Annotated in this window: 16 protein-coding genes; 6 read left to right on the forward strand and 10 right to left on the reverse strand. The window is 72.1% G+C overall.

Annotated features, from left to right (window positions below):
* Positions 1 to 4 precede the first annotated feature (4 nt).
* Positions 5 to 877, forward strand: coding sequence for an iron uptake transporter permease EfeU (gene efeU, locus ACFU95_RS14220; RefSeq protein ID WP_383826664.1), 873 nt, complete (start codon positions 5 to 7; stop codon positions 875 to 877).
* Positions 837 to 1,829, forward strand: coding sequence for a hypothetical protein (locus ACFU95_RS14225; protein ID WP_383826667.1), 993 nt, complete (start codon positions 837 to 839; stop codon positions 1,827 to 1,829). Before efeU ends, ACFU95_RS14225 begins: the two co-directional genes overlap by 41 nt.
* A 41-nt stretch (positions 1,830 to 1,870) precedes the next feature.
* Here the strand turns inward: ACFU95_RS14225 and ACFU95_RS14230 are convergent, their stop codons facing one another.
* On the reverse strand, positions 1,871 to 2,602 hold the full coding sequence (locus ACFU95_RS14230; RefSeq protein ID WP_383826670.1) for a bifunctional DNA primase/polymerase: 732 nt from the start codon (positions 2,600 to 2,602) through the stop codon (positions 1,871 to 1,873).
* A 148-nt stretch (positions 2,603 to 2,750) separates the two neighbouring features.
* Entirely contained in the window at positions 2,751 to 3,392 is a 642-nt protein-coding gene (locus ACFU95_RS14235) for a TetR/AcrR family transcriptional regulator (protein WP_383826673.1), read from the reverse strand.
* Positions 3,393 to 3,502: 110 nt separating this feature from the next.
* On the opposite strand from ACFU95_RS14235, the gene ACFU95_RS14240 reads away from it, so the two are divergent.
* Positions 3,503 to 3,697, forward strand: a complete 195-nt coding sequence (locus tag ACFU95_RS14240; protein WP_383826676.1) for a DUF6243 family protein — start codon at positions 3,503 to 3,505, stop codon at positions 3,695 to 3,697.
* 245 nt (positions 3,698 to 3,942) lie between these two features.
* Here the strand turns inward: ACFU95_RS14240 and ACFU95_RS14245 are convergent, their stop codons facing one another.
* The 3 genes from ACFU95_RS14245 to ACFU95_RS14255 all read right to left on the reverse strand — a co-directional run bounded on the left by ACFU95_RS14245 (position 3,943) and on the right by ACFU95_RS14255 (position 7,571).
* The gene (locus tag ACFU95_RS14245) at positions 3,943 to 4,947 is read right to left on the reverse strand and encodes a small ribosomal subunit Rsm22 family protein (protein ID WP_383826679.1); all 1,005 of its coding nucleotides are present in this window, start codon (positions 4,945 to 4,947) and stop codon (positions 3,943 to 3,945) included.
* Positions 4,948 to 5,145: 198 nt separating this feature from the next.
* A complete protein-coding gene (locus tag ACFU95_RS14250; RefSeq protein ID WP_383826682.1) occupies positions 5,146 to 6,321 on the reverse strand; it encodes a serine hydrolase domain-containing protein in 1,176 nt (391 codons plus the stop codon).
* Positions 6,273 to 7,571, reverse strand: a complete 1,299-nt coding sequence (locus ACFU95_RS14255; RefSeq protein WP_383826685.1) for a multidrug effflux MFS transporter — start codon at positions 7,569 to 7,571, stop codon at positions 6,273 to 6,275. Before ACFU95_RS14255 ends, ACFU95_RS14250 begins: the two co-directional genes overlap by 49 nt.
* A gap of 88 nt (positions 7,572 to 7,659) precedes the next feature.
* On the opposite strand from ACFU95_RS14255, the gene ACFU95_RS14260 reads away from it, so the two are divergent.
* The gene (locus ACFU95_RS14260) at positions 7,660 to 8,706 is read left to right on the forward strand and encodes a Gfo/Idh/MocA family protein (RefSeq protein WP_383826688.1); all 1,047 of its coding nucleotides are present in this window, start codon (positions 7,660 to 7,662) and stop codon (positions 8,704 to 8,706) included.
* Here ACFU95_RS14260 and ACFU95_RS14265 read toward each other — a convergent pair.
* Positions 8,693 to 10,336, reverse strand: a complete 1,644-nt coding sequence (locus ACFU95_RS14265) for an alkaline phosphatase D family protein (RefSeq protein ID WP_383826691.1) — start codon at positions 10,334 to 10,336, stop codon at positions 8,693 to 8,695. The two genes, ACFU95_RS14260 and ACFU95_RS14265, sit on opposite strands and share 14 nt — an antisense overlap.
* A 134-nt stretch (positions 10,337 to 10,470) precedes the next feature.
* On the opposite strand from ACFU95_RS14265, the gene ACFU95_RS14270 reads away from it, so the two are divergent.
* Positions 10,471 to 11,247 carry an SDR family oxidoreductase gene (locus ACFU95_RS14270; RefSeq protein WP_383826694.1) on the forward strand — a complete coding sequence of 259 codons (777 nt, stop codon included), beginning with the start codon at positions 10,471 to 10,473 and terminating at the stop codon, positions 11,245 to 11,247.
* A 269-nt stretch (positions 11,248 to 11,516) separates the two neighbouring features.
* Here the strand turns inward: ACFU95_RS14270 and ACFU95_RS14275 are convergent, their stop codons facing one another.
* Both ACFU95_RS14275 and ACFU95_RS14280 read right to left on the reverse strand, forming a co-directional pair.
* Positions 11,517 to 12,503 (reverse strand): aldo/keto reductase, encoded by a 987-nt coding sequence (locus tag ACFU95_RS14275; protein WP_383826697.1) that lies wholly within the window; start codon positions 12,501 to 12,503, stop codon positions 11,517 to 11,519.
* A 95-nt stretch (positions 12,504 to 12,598) separates the two neighbouring features.
* The gene (locus ACFU95_RS14280) at positions 12,599 to 12,925 is read right to left on the reverse strand and encodes a nuclear transport factor 2 family protein (RefSeq protein ID WP_383826700.1); all 327 of its coding nucleotides are present in this window, start codon (positions 12,923 to 12,925) and stop codon (positions 12,599 to 12,601) included.
* A gap of 135 nt (positions 12,926 to 13,060) precedes the next feature.
* Between ACFU95_RS14280 and ACFU95_RS14285 the strand changes: the two genes are divergently transcribed.
* Complete coding sequence (locus ACFU95_RS14285) at positions 13,061 to 13,627, forward strand: DoxX family membrane protein (protein ID WP_383826703.1); 567 nt, start codon at positions 13,061 to 13,063, stop codon at positions 13,625 to 13,627.
* Here ACFU95_RS14285 and ACFU95_RS14290 read toward each other — a convergent pair.
* Both ACFU95_RS14290 and ACFU95_RS14295 read right to left on the reverse strand, forming a co-directional pair.
* Positions 13,582 to 15,285, reverse strand: a complete 1,704-nt coding sequence (locus tag ACFU95_RS14290; RefSeq protein WP_383826706.1) for a hypothetical protein — start codon at positions 15,283 to 15,285, stop codon at positions 13,582 to 13,584. The two genes, ACFU95_RS14285 and ACFU95_RS14290, sit on opposite strands and share 46 nt — an antisense overlap.
* Entirely contained in the window at positions 15,282 to 17,105 is a 1,824-nt protein-coding gene (locus ACFU95_RS14295) for a flavin-containing monooxygenase (protein WP_383826709.1), read from the reverse strand. Before ACFU95_RS14295 ends, ACFU95_RS14290 begins: the two co-directional genes overlap by 4 nt.
* Positions 17,106 to 17,207: the final 102 nt, after the last annotated feature.

A 17,207-nucleotide genomic window follows, 5' to 3' on the forward strand; every position in this document is an offset into this window, starting at 1 on the left:
ACCGATGTTCTCCAACTACCTGATCGGCCTGCGCGAAGGTCTTGAGGCCAGCCTCGTCGTCTGCATCCTCATCGCCTACCTGGTGAAGACGGACCGCCGGGACGCGCTCAGGCCCATCTGGACCGGCATCGGCGTCGCCCTCGCCCTCGCGCTGGGCTTCGGCTGCGCGCTCGAATTCGGCTCGCAGGAGCTGACGTTCGAGGCGCAGGAGGCCCTCGGCGGGTCCTTGTCGATCCTCGCCGTCGGACTGGTGACGTGGATGGTGTTCTGGATGCGGCGCACCGCCCGGCACCTGAAGGCGGAACTGCACGGCAAGCTGGACGCGGCCCTGCGGATGGGCACGGGCGCGCTGGTCGCGACCGCGTTCCTGGCCGTCGGCCGGGAGGGGTTGGAGACGGCCCTGTTCGTGTGGGCGTCGGTGCGCGCGGCCGGCGACGGCAGCCCGCGCCCGCTGGTCGGCGCCGCCCTCGGCATCGTCACGGCGATCGTCCTGGGCTGGCTGTTCTACCGCGGCGCCCTGCGCATCAACCTCGCCAGGTTCTTCACCTGGACCGGCGGCCTGCTGGTCGTGGTGGCGGCGGGCGTGCTGGCGTACGGCGTCCACGACCTCCAGGAAGCGCGCTGGCTGCCGGGCCTCGGCAACCGGGCCTTCGACATCAGCGACACCGTCGATCCGTCGAGTTGGTACGGCACGCTGCTGAAGGGCATCTTCAACTTCCAGCCCGACCCGACCGTCGTCCAGGTCACGGTGTGGCTGCTGTACCTGGTCCCGACACTCGCGCTCTTCCTCGCACCGGTAGGGTTCGCCTCCGGGAAGGGGAAGGTGAAGGCACCTGATGAGCAGGGATCGCGGCCCTCGAAGGCTCCGCAGGCTTGACCGGAGCGCACTGATAGCGGCATCGCTGACCGCTTTGTCGTTGACGGCAAGCGGATGCGTGGTGGTCCACGGGGAGAAGGAAGTGCTCCCCTCGACCACCAGGGCGGAGGCCGCCAAGGCGCTCCAGCAGTTCACAGCCGCGTACAACAAGGCCGACAAGGCCTACGACAGCTCCCTGGACGCCGGCTATGTCAAGGGCGCCTTCGGTGCCATCGACGAGGCGCGGCTGAAGGCGGGCAAGGCGGTCAGTCCTGACGGCAACGCGGCGCACACGCCGCTGGAACTGTCGGACCCCAAGTTCACGATCCCGAAGAAGGCGGGCTGGCCGCGCTGGTTCGTGGCCGACGCGGCCGCCAACAAGGGCGGCACCGCGCGCTGGGTCTTCGTGTTCAGCCGGAACAGCCTGACCGCCCCGTGGGAGGCGTCCTATCTGACGCTGATGGCGCCCACTGACGTACCGGCGTTCAAGACGGACAAGGACGGCTGGGCCGAGGCCGTCCCCGCGAACTCGACCGAACTGGCCGTGGCGCCCGAGGACTTGAGCAAGGACTACGTGGACTTCCTCAAGGACGGCGGGGACACCTTCGCGGACGGCCGGCACACCAGCGGGTGGCGCGCCAAGCGGGCGAAGGACGCCGTGCGGCCGGGCCTGGTCAGGCAGTTCATCGACGAGCCGCTGACGAGCGGCGACTTCGCGCCGCTGGCACTGCGCACGAAGGACGGCGGGGCGCTGGTGTTCTTCAGCTCGCGCTACTACCAGAAGGAGACCGCCGCCACCGGTACCGCCTTCCCCGCCACGGACAAGGCGGTGCTGGCGCTGACGACCGGTGAGATAAAGCAGTCGCTCACCGTGGAGATCATCTCCAACGGGGTGGCCCTGGACCCGAAGGGCTCGGGCAAGGTGCAGGTCCTCGGCCGGACCCAGGGCATGACGTCGGCGAAGGGCGAGTAGTCGCCGTCCGTACGGACGGCTCGCGCCGTTCGTACGGTGGCTCAGTGGCGGAGGGGCCAGGCCGTGGAGACGTGGTCGGGCTCCTCGCCCACGTAGCGGGCGCAGGCGTCGGTGAGGGTCTCGAGCAGGCTGAGCGGGTCGGGCAGCGGGTGCTCCAGGCCGCGTACCCAGTGCACGGTCTGGTCCTCACCGGGCAGCTGCGCCGGCGGTACGAGGACGTAGGACCCGCGGCAGTGCCAGCGCAGTCCCGGGTGCTCGTCCATGGTCTCGGGGTGGCAGTCCAGCTCGCAGGGCCACCACTCGTCCTCGTCCTCGGGCGTACCGCGGGTGAGGGTGAAGAACAGCAGACGGCCGTCGTCGCTCTCGGCGACCGGGCCGACCTCGATACCGGCGCCGAGCAGCCGCTCCAGCGCCTCGCGCCCGGCTTCGACCGGCACGTCCAGGACGTCGTGCACCATGCCGGTGGCGGTGATGAAGTTGGCCTGCGGCTGATGGCGGGCCCAGCGCTCGATCTGGCCGCGGTCGGTGGTGGACTGCGTCTGCCAGGCGAAGGACACCGGGTGCCGGGCGGGGGTGGGGCATCCGACGCGGTCACAGGAACATCGGTAACCGGCCGGGTGCGCGGCGGGCGAGAGAGGCAGTCCCACCGCCGCGGCGGCGAGCAGCAGGTCCTCCCGGCCCCCGTCCCCGGCGGCCTCCTTGGGGCGGCGTCCGCGCAGCCACTGGGAGAGTTTGCCCTGTAGGCCGGTCCGACCGCCCAACTCCGCGCTCATCTATCCCCTCGCCTCGCTGTCGTGCGGAACAGCATGCCCTATGGTCCCATCATCGTGCGCTTCGGGGGGCCTTAGCGGACAACCGGGCCAGGTGGGGCGAGGAGTACACAGCACCTGGATCAGCGGCAATGCGCTGCTTTGGCGGGATTTACGCCCCAACCGTGCGCGGGGCGATGCCGTGGAGGGCGTAGTCGACGAGGGTGTCGGTGTACGCGTAGGAGATCGGGCCCGTGTACTGCAGCCAGCGCTGGGCCAGGGGGGAGACCCAGAGTTCGAGGGCGATGCGCGGGTCGATCTCCTGGCGGACCTGGCCGGCCTCCTGGGCTGCGCGCACCCGGTCGACGTAGAGCTGGAGCGAGGGCTGGAGGAGCTTGGCCGTGAAGATGCGGCCGAGTTCCTCGTTGACCACGCCCTCGGCGGCCAGGGCACGGGACGGGATCTCGAAGCGGGGGTCCTGGAGCTGGTCGACGGTGAGGCGCAGGACGGCCTTGAGGTCGGCGGCGAGGTCGCCGGTGTCCGGGATGGCGAACTCGTACTCCGGGCCCGCGTCCCGGGACGCCTGTTCGCTCAGGTCGAGGAATGCCTCCAGCAGGACGTCCGCCTTCGACGACCACCAGCGGTAGATCGTCTGCTTGCCGACGCCGGCGCGGGCGGCGATGCCCTCGATCGTGGTCCTGGGGTAGCCGACCTCCCCGACGAGGGCGAGGGCGGCGTCGTAGATGGCCCGACGGGACTTCTCGCTCCGGCGGGTGGAGTTGGGTGCGGGCTGAGCGGACTTCTGGGCTGCCATGGCTCGAATTTATCAGGTTGACAAGACGGAGCGTCTCGCCGGACCCTGGGAGAGTCGATTTACCGAGACGATACGTCTCGTTTATACGCGGAACTGAGAGGAGCCCCACCATGGCCCGAAGCGGCGGAAACATGCTCGGAGTCGGCGGCACCCGCCGGAACCTCGGTCGCAAGGCGCTGCGCGGCGGCGGCCGGAACGGCCGGATCGGCGGCGGGGACGACCCGCAGGCGCAGAAGAAGGAACTGCTGCGCAAGCTTCAGCAGAAACAACAGGGAGGGAGCGGCACGGCCGACGGCTCCTCGTGACCGGCCCGGCGCCCCCGCGCCTCGCACCGCGCCGTCTCCCCCGCCGGGGGGGGAGACGGTCCCCTCTCGCGCGGGTTCCCCGCCGTGCGCCCGGCGGCTGGACTGAGGCGGTCAGCAGCCGAGGGAGCGAGCGGGAGGAAACACGACGCGCATGTGGACGAGACGACGGGCGCTCACGTCGATGACCTCGGCGGTCGCGGCGGCGGGCCTCACCACCGCGACCGCCGCCACGACCGCGCCGTCTCCTAGAGCTCGGGCGCCTGGTTCCCGGCCGGGGGCCAGGCGTCGCCCCAGTCCGCGTCGCGGGCCGCCTTGTAGAGGTCGCCGTGCCGTTTGGTGACCGTGGTGCGGCGCAGGGCGGGCTCCGTCTCGCACAGGTCGAGGAGAACCTGGCCCTTGCGGATCTGGGGTTTGCGGACGACGCGGGCGGGGGCCGGGGTGACCGGGAGGCGGGTGGCCGCGACGTAGCTGAACTTCTCGTCCTCGTAGGCGAGGGAGCCGCCCTTGATCTGGCGGTGGAGGGAGGAGCGGCTGACCCTGGCCGAGAAGTGGCACCAGTCCGTGCCCGCGACGATGGGGCAGTCGGCGCTGTGGGGGCAGGGGGCCGCGATGTGGAAGCCGGCGGTGACGAGGCGGTCGCGGGCCTCGATGACGCGGGTGTAGCCGTCGGGGGTGCCGGGTTCGACGATGACGACGGCCTGGGCGGCGGACGCGACGGTGTCGAGCAGGGTGGTGCGGTCCGGCGCGGTGAGTTCGTTGAGGACGTAGGAGACGGTGACCAGGTCCGTGGGGTCGAGGGTGAGGGCCGACCCGATCCTGGCGCGCTGCCAACGGGCGTTCTTCAGCGCCGGGTTGGCGGCGGCGATCTCCCTGCCGGTGGCGAGGGCGGGCTCGGCCCAGTCCAGTACGGTGACGCCGCGCTCGCCTGGCCAGGTCGCGGTGACGGCCCAGGTCGCGGCGCCGGTGCCGCCGCCGACGTCGGTGTGACTGCCCGGCGCCCAGTCCGGCACGGCCTCCGCGAACGCCTCCAGCGCGGCGTGGACGGCCTCGAAGGTGGCGGGCATGCGGTAGGCGGCGTAGGCGGTCACGTCGGCGCGGTCGCGGAGGATCGGGGTGTGGGTGGGGGTGGCCCCGCGGTAGTTGGCGATCAGCCGGTCGACGGCCTGGGTGGCCTGGCGGGGTGGGAGGCCGTCGAGGAGGGTGGCGAGACTGGCGCGGAGGGCGTCCGCCGGGGATGCGGGGTCGTTCACCCGGCGATTCTACGAGCGCCCGGCACGGTCGGGGGCCCGGCCCTTTCTCGCCCCCGCCGCCCCTACCCGTCCCATCCCTGGGGGCTGCCGCCCCCAGACCCCCGCTTTCGGCCCCGAAGGGCCTCGTCCTCAAACGCCGGACAGGCTGAAAAACCCAGCCCCTCCGGCGTTCGAGGCGGGCGAGGAACGCTCCGTCGGCTACAGCTCGCGCACCGCCCGTGCCACCCGTGTCCCCGCCGCCGCCCGGGCCCTGCTGTCCGGTGGTCGGCGTCGTGGATGGACCGTGTTCGCCAGCAGTACCAGGAACGTGTCCGTCACCGGGTCCAGCACCAACGACGTCCCCGTGAACCCCGTATGCCCCGCGGCCCCCCGCCCCGCCAGCTCCCCCATGAACCACGGCTGGTCGATCGCGAACCCCAGGCCGGGCGGGGTCAGCAGCAGCTCCACGAAGTCGGGGCCGAGGACGCGGGCGGGACCGTAGGCCCCGCCGGACAGCAGTGCCCGGCAGAAGACCGCCAGGTCACGCCCCGTGGAGAAGAGACCGGCATGGCCGGCGACCCCGCCCAGCGCCCAGGCGTTCTCGTCGTGGACGACCCCCCGCAGCATCCCCCGGTCCACCTTGCCCCACGGCCGCCGCTGGTCCTCGGTCACCGCGGCCCCGGGGCAGGGGCCGAAGTGGGTCGCGGTCATGCCCAGCGGGCGGGTGATGCCGTCGTGGATCAGGACGTCGAGCGTGCGGCTCGTGATGCGTTCCAGCACGTGCTGGAGCAGGAGCAGGTTCAGGTCGGAGTAGCAGTACGTGCCGGGCACGCCGACCGGCGGCTCGGCCCGCAGCATCTCCAGGCGCCCGGCGTCGTCGGCGCAGTCGTACAGCGGGAGTTCGGGGCGCAGCCCCGAAGTGTGGGTGAGCAGCTGGCGCACCGTGACGTCGTGCCGGGCGGCGGCGCGGAAGTCCGGCAGATACGCGCCGACCCGCGCGTCGATGCCCAGCGTGCCGCGCTCGATCTGCTGCACAGCGGCGACCGAGGTGAACAGTTTGGTGAGGGAGGCCAGGTCGAAGGGGGTGCCCGGCGTCATGCGGACGCGTGCCTCGGGCGGCAGGTCCACCCCTGCGTCCTTCTCCTCGTCGTAGGAGGAGTACCGCTCCGCCCAGCCCGCCGCCTCCTCGACGGCCAGGTACGGCCCGCGCCCGACGACCAGCACGGTCCCGGCTGCCCAGGGGCGTGGGCCGGTGGTGAGGTCATGGACCTCCTGGACGAGGTGACGGATCTCCTCGGGGTCGAGTCCGGCCCTTTCCGGCGTGTCCCCGCGCAGTCTCGGCGCGCTCAGTTCTCTGCTCCCTCCGTATCCGTACGTCTGTTCCAGGGTCGGCACATTCCCATGAAGCAGGCCAGCGCCACCAGTGCCGCGGCCAGTTGGACGACGGCCATCGGAACGGCGGTGTCCTCCCCGGCGATGCCCACGAGGGGCGACGCGACGGCGCCGACGAGGAAGGAGGACGTACCGAGAAGCGCGGAGGCGGACCCGGCGGCGTGCTTGGTGCGCAGGAGGGCGAGGGCCTGGGCGTTGGGGAGCGCGACGCCCATCGCGGACATCAGGACGAAGAGGGCGGCGGCCACCGGCACCAGCCCCGCCTCGCCGAACACGCCCAGGGACATCAGCAGCAGCGCCGTCGCGGCCAGGATGACGGTCACCAGGCCCACGCCCAGCACCCGGTCGAGGCTGACCCGGCCCACCAGCACCTTGCCGTTGATCTGGCCGACGACGACCAAGCCGACCGAGTTGAGTCCGAAGAGCAGGCTGAAGGTCTGCGGCGAGGCCCCGTAGATCTCCTGGATCACGAACGGCGACGCCGCTATGTACGCGAACAGGGCGGCGAAGGCGAACCCGCCCGACAGCATGTACCCGGTGAAGGCGCGGTCGGCGAGCAGACCGCGCATGGCGCGCAGGGCCTCACCGACCCCGCCGCTGTGCCGGTCCTGCGGTGCCAGGGTCTCGGGGAGCCGCCGCCAGACCAGTCCGGCGAGCAGTACCCCGACCACCGTGAGCACGACGAACACGCCCCGCCAGTCCGTCACCCGCAGGACCTGGCCGCCGATCAGCGGCGCCACGATCGGGGCGACGCCGGAGACCAGCATGAGGGTGGAGAAGAAGCGGGCCATGGCCACGCCGTCGTAGAGGTCGCGTACGACCGCCCGCGCGATCACTATCGCCGCCGCACCCGCGAGCCCCTGCGCCAGCCGGAAGGCGACCAGCGACTCCACGGTGGGTGCGAGCGCGCAGAGCACGGTGGCGACGACGTAGAGGGCCAGCCCTGCCAGCAGCGGGCGCCTGCGGCCCCAGCGGTCGCTCATCGGGCCGACCACCAGCTGCCCGAGCGCCATTCCGGCCAGGCAGGCGGTGAGCGTGAGCTGGACGGTGGCGGCGGGCGCGTGCAGGGACCGGGTGACCTCCGGAAGCGCGGGGAGGTACATGTCCATCGCCAGCGGGGGTGTGGCGGCCAGGCCGCCGAGGATGAGCGTGACGAGGACGCCGGTGCGGCGCCGGGAACGGATGGGTGGTTGGTTCGCCGTCCGTGCCGTCGACTGCGGCACGTCCCGTATCGGTCCCCCAAGGTCGCCCATGCGCCCCTCCCCCTTCGACTGATCCGCCCTCTATGCTCTCAGCTCGTACAGAGTGCCGAGGGTCACATGAGCGAGGGGTGGGGCCGCAGTGGCGGACCGAAACGTGCGGTGGGGGATCCTGGCGACCGGAGGGATCGCGGCCGCGTTCACGGCGGACCTGGTCGATCTGCCGGACGCCGACGTGGTGGCGGTGGCCTCGCGGTCCCAGGCGTCGGCGGACGCGTTCGCGGAGCGCTTCGGGATACCCCGGGCGTACGGCGACTGGGACGCGCTCGCCCAGGACGGCGACATCGATGTCGTGTACGTCGCCACCCCGCACTCGGCGCATCGCGCCGCCGCCGGGCTGTGCCTGGAGGCCGGGCGCAACGTGCTGTGCGAGAAGGCGTTCACGCTGAACGCGCGGGAGGCCGGCGAGCTGGTCGCCCTGGCGAAGGCGCGCGGGAGCTTCCTGATGGAAGCGATGTGGATGTACTGCAACCCCCTGATCCGCAGGCTCAAGGCACTCGTGGACGACGGCGCGATCGGCGAAGTGCGCCATGTCCAGGCCGATTTCGGGCTGGCGGGCCCCTTCCCGCCCTCGCACCGGCTGCGCGACCCGGCGCAGGGCGGCGGCGCGCTCCTCGACCTCGGCGTGTACCCGGTCTCGTTCGCGCAGCTGCTGCTCGGGGAGCCGTCGGACGTGGCGGCGCGCGCGATGCTGTCGCCCGAGGGCGTGGATCTGCAGACGGGTGCCCTGCTCTCCTGGGACGGCGGCGCCCTCGCCTCGCTGCACTGCTCCGTCGTCGGCGGTACGGCGACCTCGGCGTCGGTCACCGGCTCGGGCGGCCGTATCGACGTACCGAACGGCTTCTTCTTCCCGGACCGCTTCGTCCTGCACCGTGACGGCCGTGACCCCGAGGAGTTCACGGCCGACCCGGCGGACGGGCCCCGCAACAGCCTGCGGCACGAGGCCGCCGAGGTGATGCGGGCCCTGCGGGCCGGCGAGACGCAGTCGCCGCTGGTCCCGCTCGACGGCACCCTCGCCGTGATGCGGACGCTCGACGCGATCCGGGACCGCGTCGGCGTCCGCTACCCGGGCGAGGCCCCCGAGGAGGGTTCCGGCGAGGGCCTCGCGCCCGCGCTCACGCCGGTGTGAGCCCCGGCTCCCCCACCTCCGTGACGAAGGACGCGGCCGTCGTGACCGGCGCCCCGGGCGTGGTCACGTACGGCACCGTCTTGAAGTCGGTCCGGGCCAGCTGCTGCCCGAGCGCGACGGTCACATAGCCGCGCCGCCCGTTGTAGAACCGCATGTGCGGGTTGGCCCGCATGTACGTGTCCCAGTTGGCGGGCCGGTCGGTGCCGTCCCGGCCGCTCGCGATCGACGTGGCCACGATCTCCGTGCCGAGCGTGGCGGAGTCGGGGTCGTCGAAGTCGTCCTTGATGTCGAAGCCGTAGCCGACATGGACGTCACCGGTGAGCACCATCAGGTTCTCGATCCCGGTGTCCCGGGCCCCGTCCAGCACCCGGCGCCGGGAGGCGCGGTAGCCGTCCCAGGCGTCCATCGACACCCGGGACGGCGCGGTCAGGTCGAAGTTCCGCTGGGAGAAGGTGACCTGCTGCGGTACGACGTTCCACAGCGCCGCCGAGTCGCGCCAGCCGTCGAGCAGCCACCGCTCCTGCGTGGCGCCGGTCATCGTGCGGGCCGGGTCGTCGACGTCCGGTCCGGGGATCTGGGAGCCGTCGCCGTACACCTGGTTGGAGCGGTACTGCCGGGTGTCCAGCACGTCGAACTGGGCGAGCCGGCCCCACGTCAGGCGCCGGTAGAGCCGCATGTCGGGGCCGACGGGCCGCTGCGGGCGCCGCAGGGGCTGGTTCTCCCAGTAGGCCCGGTAGGCGGAGGCCCGGCGCAGCAGGAACTCCTCCGGCGGGACGCTGTTCTCCGGGGTGTCGCCGGCGTAGTTGTTCTCGGTCTCGTGGTCGTCCCAGGTGACGACGAAGGGGTGCGCGGCGTGCGCGGCCCTGAGGTCGGGGTCGGACTTGAACAGGGCGTAGCGCAGGCGGTAGTCCTCCAGGGTCACCGTCTCGCGGTTGAAGAGGGCCGGGAGCGTGCGGTCGGTGTAGTTGCGGTAGCCGCCGACGGAGTTGACCGCGTACTCGTAGAGGTAGTCGCCGAGGTGGAAGACGACGTCCACGTCGTCCTGCGCGAGATGGCGGTAGGGCGTGAAATAGCCGTCGGCGTACGCCTGGCAGGAGACGGCCGCGAGGGTCAGTGAGCTCGCCGCGCCGGTGGTGGCGGGCGCGGTGCGGGTACGGCCCGTCTCGCTGATCCAGGTGCCCGCGCGGAAGCGGTAGTGGTAGACGCGGTCCGGGTCGAGCGCGCCGACCTCGACGTGGACGGTGTGGTGGAACTCCGGGTACGCGATGGCGGCGCCGCGTCTGGCGATCCTGGTGAAGTTCTCGTCGTGCGCCAACTCCCAGTGCACGACAATCCGTTGGGCGGGCAGGCCGCCGTCCGGCTGGTAGGGGGCGGGGGCGAGTCGGGTCCACAGCAGGACCGAGTCGGGCAGGGGGTCGCCGGAGGCGACGCCGAGGGTGAAGGGGTCGTCGGTGATCCGGCTGGCGTCGAGCGGGGCGGCGTTCGCCGCGCCCGCGGCCGGCAGGTTCACGGCGAAGGCCAGCGCGGCGGCCGCGCCGGTGACGGTCAGGAAGCGGCGGCGGCCGATGTGGCGGGCTGCCGCGCGCAGTTCGGGGGCGTGCTGGGGTGTGGGGTGTGCTGCGAGTGTCATCCGGTCCTCCCCTGACTGATGGATGCACAGGGCATTGCAGTCGCCGGGGACGACACTCGCTTGGCGCGTACACAACACCCGGATGGCGGATGGATGAGTTCCGGATGGCGGACCCTCCCGTACCCTGCCGGACCATGACTGACAGGCAGACGGAGACGAGGACGGACGCGAGGATCGCCGTGGTGACCGGCGCGGGATCCGGCATCGGCCGCGCGGTCGCGGTGGAGCTGCTGCGCGCGGGCTGGTCGGTGGCGCTGGCCGGGCGGCGCGTCGAGACGCTGGAGGAGACGGCGGGACTGGCACCCGACGGCGCCGCTCTCGCCGTGCGGACGGACGTGTCACGGCAGGAGGACGTGGCCGCGCTGTTCGCCGCCGCGGCGGAGCGGTTCGGGCGCGTGGACCTGCTGTTCAACAACGCGGGGACGTTCGGGCCCGGCGGGGTGCCGGTCGAGGAGCTGTCGTACGACGCCTGGCGGCACGTGGTGGACACCAACCTCAACGGGGCGTTCCTGTGCGCGCAGGCGGCGTACCGGCAGATGAAGGAGCAGGACCCGCGGGGCGGCCGGATCATCAACAACGGCTCGATCTCCGCGCACACGCCCCGTCCGCACTCGGTGGCCTACACGGCGACCAAGCACGCGCTGACCGGCCTGACCAAGTCGCTGTCGCTGGACGGGCGGCCGTACGGCATCGCCGTCGGCCAGATCGACATCGGCAACGCGGCGACCGACATGACCGCGCGGATGGAGGCGGGCGCCCTCCAGGCCAACGGGACCGTGGTGCCCGAGCCCGTGATGGACGTGGCCGACGTGGCGCGGACCGTGCGGCACATGGCGGAGCTGCCGCTGGAGGCGAACGTGCAGTTCGCGACGGTGCTGGCGACGGCGATGCCGTACGTGGGGCGTGGCTGAGACCCGACGGCCTGTTCCGGCACTCGTCGCAGCCTCCACAATTCACACAAGCGGAATGACGAATTCCGCTGCGTCAGGGCCGGTAGGAGACTTATGCTCAGCTTCACCTACACCAGAGCTTCACATTTGGAGTAGGGGCTTCGGTGGACCGAACCGAGGGGGGAACGGCAGCCGTTCCATGACACCGGGTGGGGGTGGACCTCGCGTGGGACCGCGGGGTACGCACCGGTGCGTGGAACGGCTGCCGTGTTCTGTGGCGTACGGCGCTCTCAGCGACCCAGGATCCGGTCGACCTCGGCCATCTGCTCGGCGGTGAGCGGCCCCTGGGCCAGCGCGCCGGCGTTCTGCTCGGCCTGGGCGACGGAACGGAACCCCGGGATCGGCACGCTGCGCGGGCTGCGGGCCCACAGCCAGGCGAGGGCGCCCTGGCCGAGGGTACGGCCGCCACTGGTGAGGACGTCCTTCAGCGCGTCGACGCGGGCCAGCCAGTCGGGGTCGGCGCCGGACCCGTCCGCGAAGCCCTTCAGCCACTCGGGCGGCCGGCTGCGGATGTCCCCGGCCTCCAGGGCCTGCCCGCTCCCGCGCTTGCCGGTCAGCAGGCCCATCGCCAGCGGGCTGCGGTTGACACTGGCCAGCTCCAGTTCGTCGCACAGCGCGAACATCTCCGGCGCGTCCTGGAGCACATTGGCCGCGTGCTGCACGGCCGCACAGTGCTCACCCCGCGCGAACACGGCGGCGCGGGCCGGGTCGTCGGTGCTCCACGCGTAGGCGCGGACGAGCCCCTCCCGCACGAACTCCTCGCAGACGTCACGCAGCTCGGCGGCGCGCTCCGGGTCGGCGTCGGAGAGGTGCAGCTGGTAGAGGTCGACGTAGTCGGTGTCCAGGCGCTTCAGGGAGGCGGTCAGCGCCCGGCGGGCGTACGGCACAGTGTCGTCGGCGCCGGTGAGAGTGCGGGTCTCCTCGTCGAAGACGTTGCCCCACTTGGTGGCGACGACGACATCCGCGCGGCGCTTGCCGAGGGCGCGGCCCAGGACGCGTTCGCTGTGACCGGCGCCGTAGGTGTCCGCGGTGTCGAAGAAGGTGACGCCCAGATCGAGGGCGCGCCGGACCGCCCGTACGGTCTCCTCGTCGTCGACCCTGCCCCAGCCGAGCGGCTGCCCGTCGGCGGACCTCCACTCACCGCCGATGGCCCAGCAGCCGAAGCCGAGGGCACTGACCTCGATGCCCGTACGTCCCAAAGTCCTCTTGGTCTCCATGACGGAGGACGTTAGGAGTTGGAGTACACACGAGGGCAAGCGCTTCCGCGGTTCTGCCGGGCTCCGGGTGTCGGGTGTCGGGTGTCAGCGGCCGGCTAGGCCTGGCCCGTCTCGAAGCGGGAGATCCTGCCGTCGTCCTCCACATCGAAGTGCCAGCGGGTGCGCATCTCGCCCCAGGTGTCGTTGCGGTAGTGGGTGAGGAGGTCGCGGCCCCGGTTCGACTCGTTGTCGACTTCCATGTGGCCGTTGGAGGCGAAGATCTCCCGCTCGATCCAGTCGGCGAGGTCGCGGTCGGTGCCGTCGTCCGCCATGGTCGCGCCGGGCGCGAGGATGCTCAGGAAGCCCTCGCGGTCATGGGCGTTGACGGCGGTGACGAAGGCACGGACGGCGGGGTCGCTGAGCTTGGACGTCTGAATCGTCATACCGGTCAGCCTCACACCGGCTCCGACGGCCCGCCACCCGAACGGCGGCGAGCGCAGGCCGAGCGGGTGTCGCCGGTGCGACGGTGGATACGCGCAAGGGACGTTCCCTCCGTGCTGTCTGTTCCGGGAGTCACCGTGAGTGCTTACGACCGACGTGATCTGGGCCTGCTGCTGCTCCGACTGGGGGCCGGCGGAGTGCTGGCCGCGCACGGCACGCAGAAGCTGTTCGGCTGGTTCGGCGGGCACGGCATCGAGGGGACCGGCCAGTTCATGGAGTCGGTCGGCTACAAGCCGGGCAAGGCGAGCGCGACGGCGGCGGGCCTCGCGGAGGCCGGCGGCGGCACCCTGCTGGCACTCGGCCTGGCCACACCGGCGGCGGGCGCCGCGGCGGCCGGCGGCATGGCCGGCGCGGCCACCGTGCACGCCCCGAACGGCTTCTTCAACCAGGAGGGCGGCTACGAGTACGCGGCCACCCTCGCCCTCGCCGCGACCGGCCTCGCGATCGCCGGCCCCGGCCGCCTCTCCCTCGACCACGCCCTCGGCCATGTCTTCGACCGCGGCTGGATGGTGCCGGCGGCGCTCGGGGCGACCGCGGCGGTGACAGCGCTGGTGGTGGGTGCGCGGAACAGGCGGCTGGACCGGGCGGACAAGGAGGATCAGGCGGGCCTGTTCGACGAACAGGAGGCACTGTTCGGGGAGTAGGGGCGGGGCCCCCGCCGAGGTGACGGCGTCAGCCGCAGCACTGTCCCCTCCCCGTTCGCCGACAGCAGCAGCGCACCGTCCGGCGCGACCGCGAGGCCCGCGAACCGGCGGGCCATGCCCGGCATCCCGTGGGCGAAGAGGGCGGGTTCGGCACGCGGTACGACCCCCGGCGGCGGCCCGACGGGCAGGTCCTCGGCGTCGACGCGGCTCTCCCCCGTCGCCAGGGACACCGCCCGCAGCCTGCGCGGCCCCGTCTCCACCGTGAACAGCTCGTCGCCCAGGACCGCGAGCCCCTGCGGCGCGTCGAGCCCGTCCGCCACGACCGTCGGCGGCCCGTCCGCCTCGATCCGCAGCACCGCGCCGCGCCGCTCGTCGCTGACGTAACAGCGCCCCTCGGCGTCGAAGGCCACGTCGACGGGCTGGTCGAGTCCCTCGACGAGCACGGTGAGGGCATCGTGTCCGTCGACGGCCACGACCCGCCCCGCGTCCGACTCGGCGACCACGAGCGAGCCGTCCGGGGCGAGCGTGATGCCGAGCGGCCGCCGCAGTCCGCCGGCCCGTTCCCGCGTGGTCCCGGCCTTCGGGTCGTACGTCTGGACCTGCCCGAACTGCGAGGTGAGGTGCAGGAGTTCACCGTCGGCCACGATGCCGTGCGAGAAGTGCAGCAGGGACCGCGTGCTGACGCCGCCCTCCTGCGCGGGCGCGGTGGTCGCGACCCGGTAGTGGTCGGCGGCGTACACCGTGCCGCCGAGGTCGATGGTCACGCCGTACGGTCCGTCGAGTCCGCGCGGCACGATCTCGCGGGTACGGCCGTCGGGGTGCATCTCGGTGACGCCGCCGCTGGCGTAGCTGGAGACGAACATGCGGTTCTCGGCGTCGAAGGCCGCGTTGTCCAGCCCGACGACACCGCTGGTGACCAGGGTCCGCGAGCCGCCGCCGTGCAGGTCGACGCGGGTGACGATGCCCTCGGGGCCCCGCGACAGCACATGCAGCACCCCGCCTTGGTCGAACCGTACGGCGACCGGCTGATGCACGTCGTCCGCGACGACCTCCGGCGTGCCCCCGTCCGGCGGGATCCGCCAGACCTGGCCGGTGAGCATGGGGTTCGGGCCGCTCATCATGTGCGGGTAGTAGAGGTGACCGTCCGGGCCGACCTGCATCGCGTTGCCGAGGGCGAGCCCTTCGGTGAGGACCACCGGGTCGCCGCCGTCGGGAAAGAGCTCCATCAGCCGCCCGTCGGGCTTCATCTCGTTCACGAACAGGCGGTCGCCGAGGCAGGTGATGCCGTTGGGGTTGGCCACATCGGCGCAGACCAGCGTGTACTCCCCGTCCGGAGTGCGGCGCCACACCCGCCCCGGCACCAGGTCGGCGACGTACATCGAGCCGTCCGCGCCGAAGGCGAGGTCGTCCGGCGACTGCACGGGACTGTCCATCGGGACGACCACCTCGACGTCCCCGGTGGCCGGGTCGACCGCGCTGATCTGTCCGGCCAGGAACTGGGCGACGTACAGCCGCCCGTCGGGCCCGAAGGCGACGCCGTTGGACCCCCACAGCCGGTTGGGCGGGTTGAGCCGCTCGACCGCCCAACGGGCGCTGGTGGTACGCCCCTCGCCGCCGTCACCGCGCGCGTCGAACCGGCTCGGCTCCCTGGCGCTCATGCCTCTCCCTCCACCAGCACCTCGCGCATACCGCCCTCCGCACGCCAGCGCCGCAGCAGCTCGTGGAAGGCGACGGGCCCGTCACCGTACGACTCGCTGCGCTCCCGCGGCCGCCCCTCGTTGTTGTAGTACCCGGGCGTGCATTCGGCCTGGAACCTGTACAGGTCGGCGGCCTTCTGACGGATGGTCGCCACCCAGGCGTCCTGCGCCGCGTCGGTCGGCTCGACGTACCGGGCCTGCCGCTTGCCCGCCTCGGCGACGACCTCGGCGACGTGCGTGGCCTGTTCGTCGAGGATGTGGACGTAGTTGACGGAGGCGGCGTTCTGCGTCGAGCCGAGCAGGAAGAGGTTGGGGAAGCCGCGGGTGGTGAATCCGTGCAGCGTCTTGAGCCCCTCGGTCATCCAGGTCTCCAGCAGCCCGGCGCCGCCCCGCCCGTGCACCGGGAGCTTGCCGGACAGCACGCCCGACCGGCCGACGTCGAACCCGGTGGCGAAGACGATGCAGTCGACCTCGTACTCCGTCCCGCCCACCACGACGGCGTTCTCTGTGATCCGCTCGACGCCGTGGGTGTCGGCGGTGTCGACGAGGGTGACGTTGGGCCGGTTGAAGGTCTGGAGGTAGTGGTCGCTGAACGTGGGCCGCTTGCACATGTAGCGATACCAGGGCTTGAGCTTCTCCGCCGTCTCCGGGTCCTCGACGATCGTCTCGACCCGTGCGCGCAGCTCGTTCATCTTCTGGAAGTCGGCGATCTCGTAGGCGAGTTCGCGCTCCTCGGCCGGTACGTCCGCGTAGGCGTTGGTCGGGATGAGCTTCTCCTGGAGCCGGGCGCTGGACGTCCAGGCGTCGTCCACCAGGTCCTCGTCCTGCCGGACGCCGGTGACGACCTTGAGGAAGTTCTCCATACGGCGCCGCTGCCACCCCGGCTCCAGCGAGCCGGCCCACTCGGGATCGGTGGGGCGGTTGCCGCGTACGTCGACGGAGGACGGGGTGCGCTGGAAGACGTACACCTGCCCGGCGTCGGCCCCGAGGTGCGGCACGACCTGGATGGCGGTGGCGCCGGTGCCGATGAGCGCGACGCGCTTGCCGGCGAGCCCGGTCAGTCCGCCGCTCGCGTCGCCCCCGGTGTAGGCGTAGTCCCAGCGGCTGGTGTGGAAGGTGTGCCCTCGGAAGGTCTCGATGCCGGGGATGCCGGGCAGCTTGGCCTGGCTGAGGGTGCCACTGGAGACGACGACGTACCGCGCCCGCATCTCGTCACCGCGGTCGGTGCGGACGGTCCACTCCGACTCCTCTTCGTCCCAGCGGAGTTCGGTGACCTGGGTCTGGAAGCAGGCGTGCTCGTAGAGGCCGAAGTGCCGGGCGACGGCCTGCGCGTGCTCGCGGATCTCCTCGCCCGGAGAGTACTTCCACCTCGGCACGTAGCCGATCTCCTCCAGCAGCGGCAGATAGACGTACGACTCGATGTCGCAGTGGATGCCCGGGTACCGGTTCCAGTACCAGGTGCCGCCGAAGTCCCCGCCCTTCTCGATGACCCGGATCTCCTGCACCCCGGCCTGCCGCAGCCGCGCCCCGGCGAGCAGCCCACCGAAGCCGCCACCGACGACCACGGCCTCGACCCGGTCGCGCAGGGGCTCACGGCTGAACTCCGGGTCGGCGTGCGGGTCCTGGTCGTCCACACCGAACTCACCGGCGAGGTGGCGGTACTGGGCGCTGCCGTCGGGGCGGACACGGCGTTCACGCTCGGCTCGGTACCTGGCGCGCAGGGCGTCGGGGTCGAAGTCCAGCTCCTGCACGTCGTTGTTCGGGTCCTGCGGCTCGGGCATGGGCGTGCTCTCCTCGGTCGTGGGGCCGGCCGGGGGAGGGCCGGGACAGGGGAACAGGGGAAGTCGAGGACCAGTGAAGCGAACCGGGCTGACAGCACCCAG

This window comes from Streptomyces sp. NPDC057623, from assembly GCF_042800355.1.
In the GTDB taxonomy this organism is placed as follows: Bacteria; Actinomycetota; Actinomycetes; order Streptomycetales; family Streptomycetaceae; genus Streptomyces.

Excerpts from the sequence above, each read along its gene's own strand:
- ACFU95_RS14275 (WP_383826697.1), bottom strand. The coding sequence starts at position 12,503 with ATGGAGACCAAGAGGACTTTGGGACGTACGGGCATCGAGGTCAGTGCC.
- ACFU95_RS14290 (WP_383826706.1), bottom strand. The coding sequence starts at position 15,285 with ATGAGCGCCAGGGAGCCGAGCCGGTTCGACGCGCGCGGTGACGGCGGC.
- efeU (WP_383826664.1), top strand. The coding sequence starts at position 5 with ATGTTCTCCAACTACCTGATCGGCCTGCGCGAAGGTCTTGAGGCCAGC.
- ACFU95_RS14230 (WP_383826670.1), bottom strand. The coding sequence starts at position 2,602 with ATGAGCGCGGAGTTGGGCGGTCGGACCGGCCTACAGGGCAAACTCTCC.
- ACFU95_RS14270 (WP_383826694.1), top strand. The coding sequence starts at position 10,471 with ATGACTGACAGGCAGACGGAGACGAGGACGGACGCGAGGATCGCCGTG.
- ACFU95_RS14265 (WP_383826691.1), bottom strand. The coding sequence starts at position 10,336 with ATGACACTCGCAGCACACCCCACACCCCAGCACGCCCCCGAACTGCGC.
- ACFU95_RS14225 (WP_383826667.1), top strand. The coding sequence starts at position 837 with ATGAGCAGGGATCGCGGCCCTCGAAGGCTCCGCAGGCTTGACCGGAGC.
- ACFU95_RS14295 (WP_383826709.1), bottom strand. The coding sequence starts at position 17,105 with ATGCCCGAGCCGCAGGACCCGAACAACGACGTGCAGGAGCTGGACTTC.
- ACFU95_RS14280 (WP_383826700.1), bottom strand. The coding sequence starts at position 12,925 with ATGACGATTCAGACGTCCAAGCTCAGCGACCCCGCCGTCCGTGCCTTC.
- ACFU95_RS14255 (WP_383826685.1), bottom strand. The coding sequence starts at position 7,571 with ATGGGCGACCTTGGGGGACCGATACGGGACGTGCCGCAGTCGACGGCA.
- ACFU95_RS14240 (WP_383826676.1), top strand. The coding sequence starts at position 3,503 with ATGGCCCGAAGCGGCGGAAACATGCTCGGAGTCGGCGGCACCCGCCGG.
- ACFU95_RS14235 (WP_383826673.1), bottom strand. The coding sequence starts at position 3,392 with ATGGCAGCCCAGAAGTCCGCTCAGCCCGCACCCAACTCCACCCGCCGG.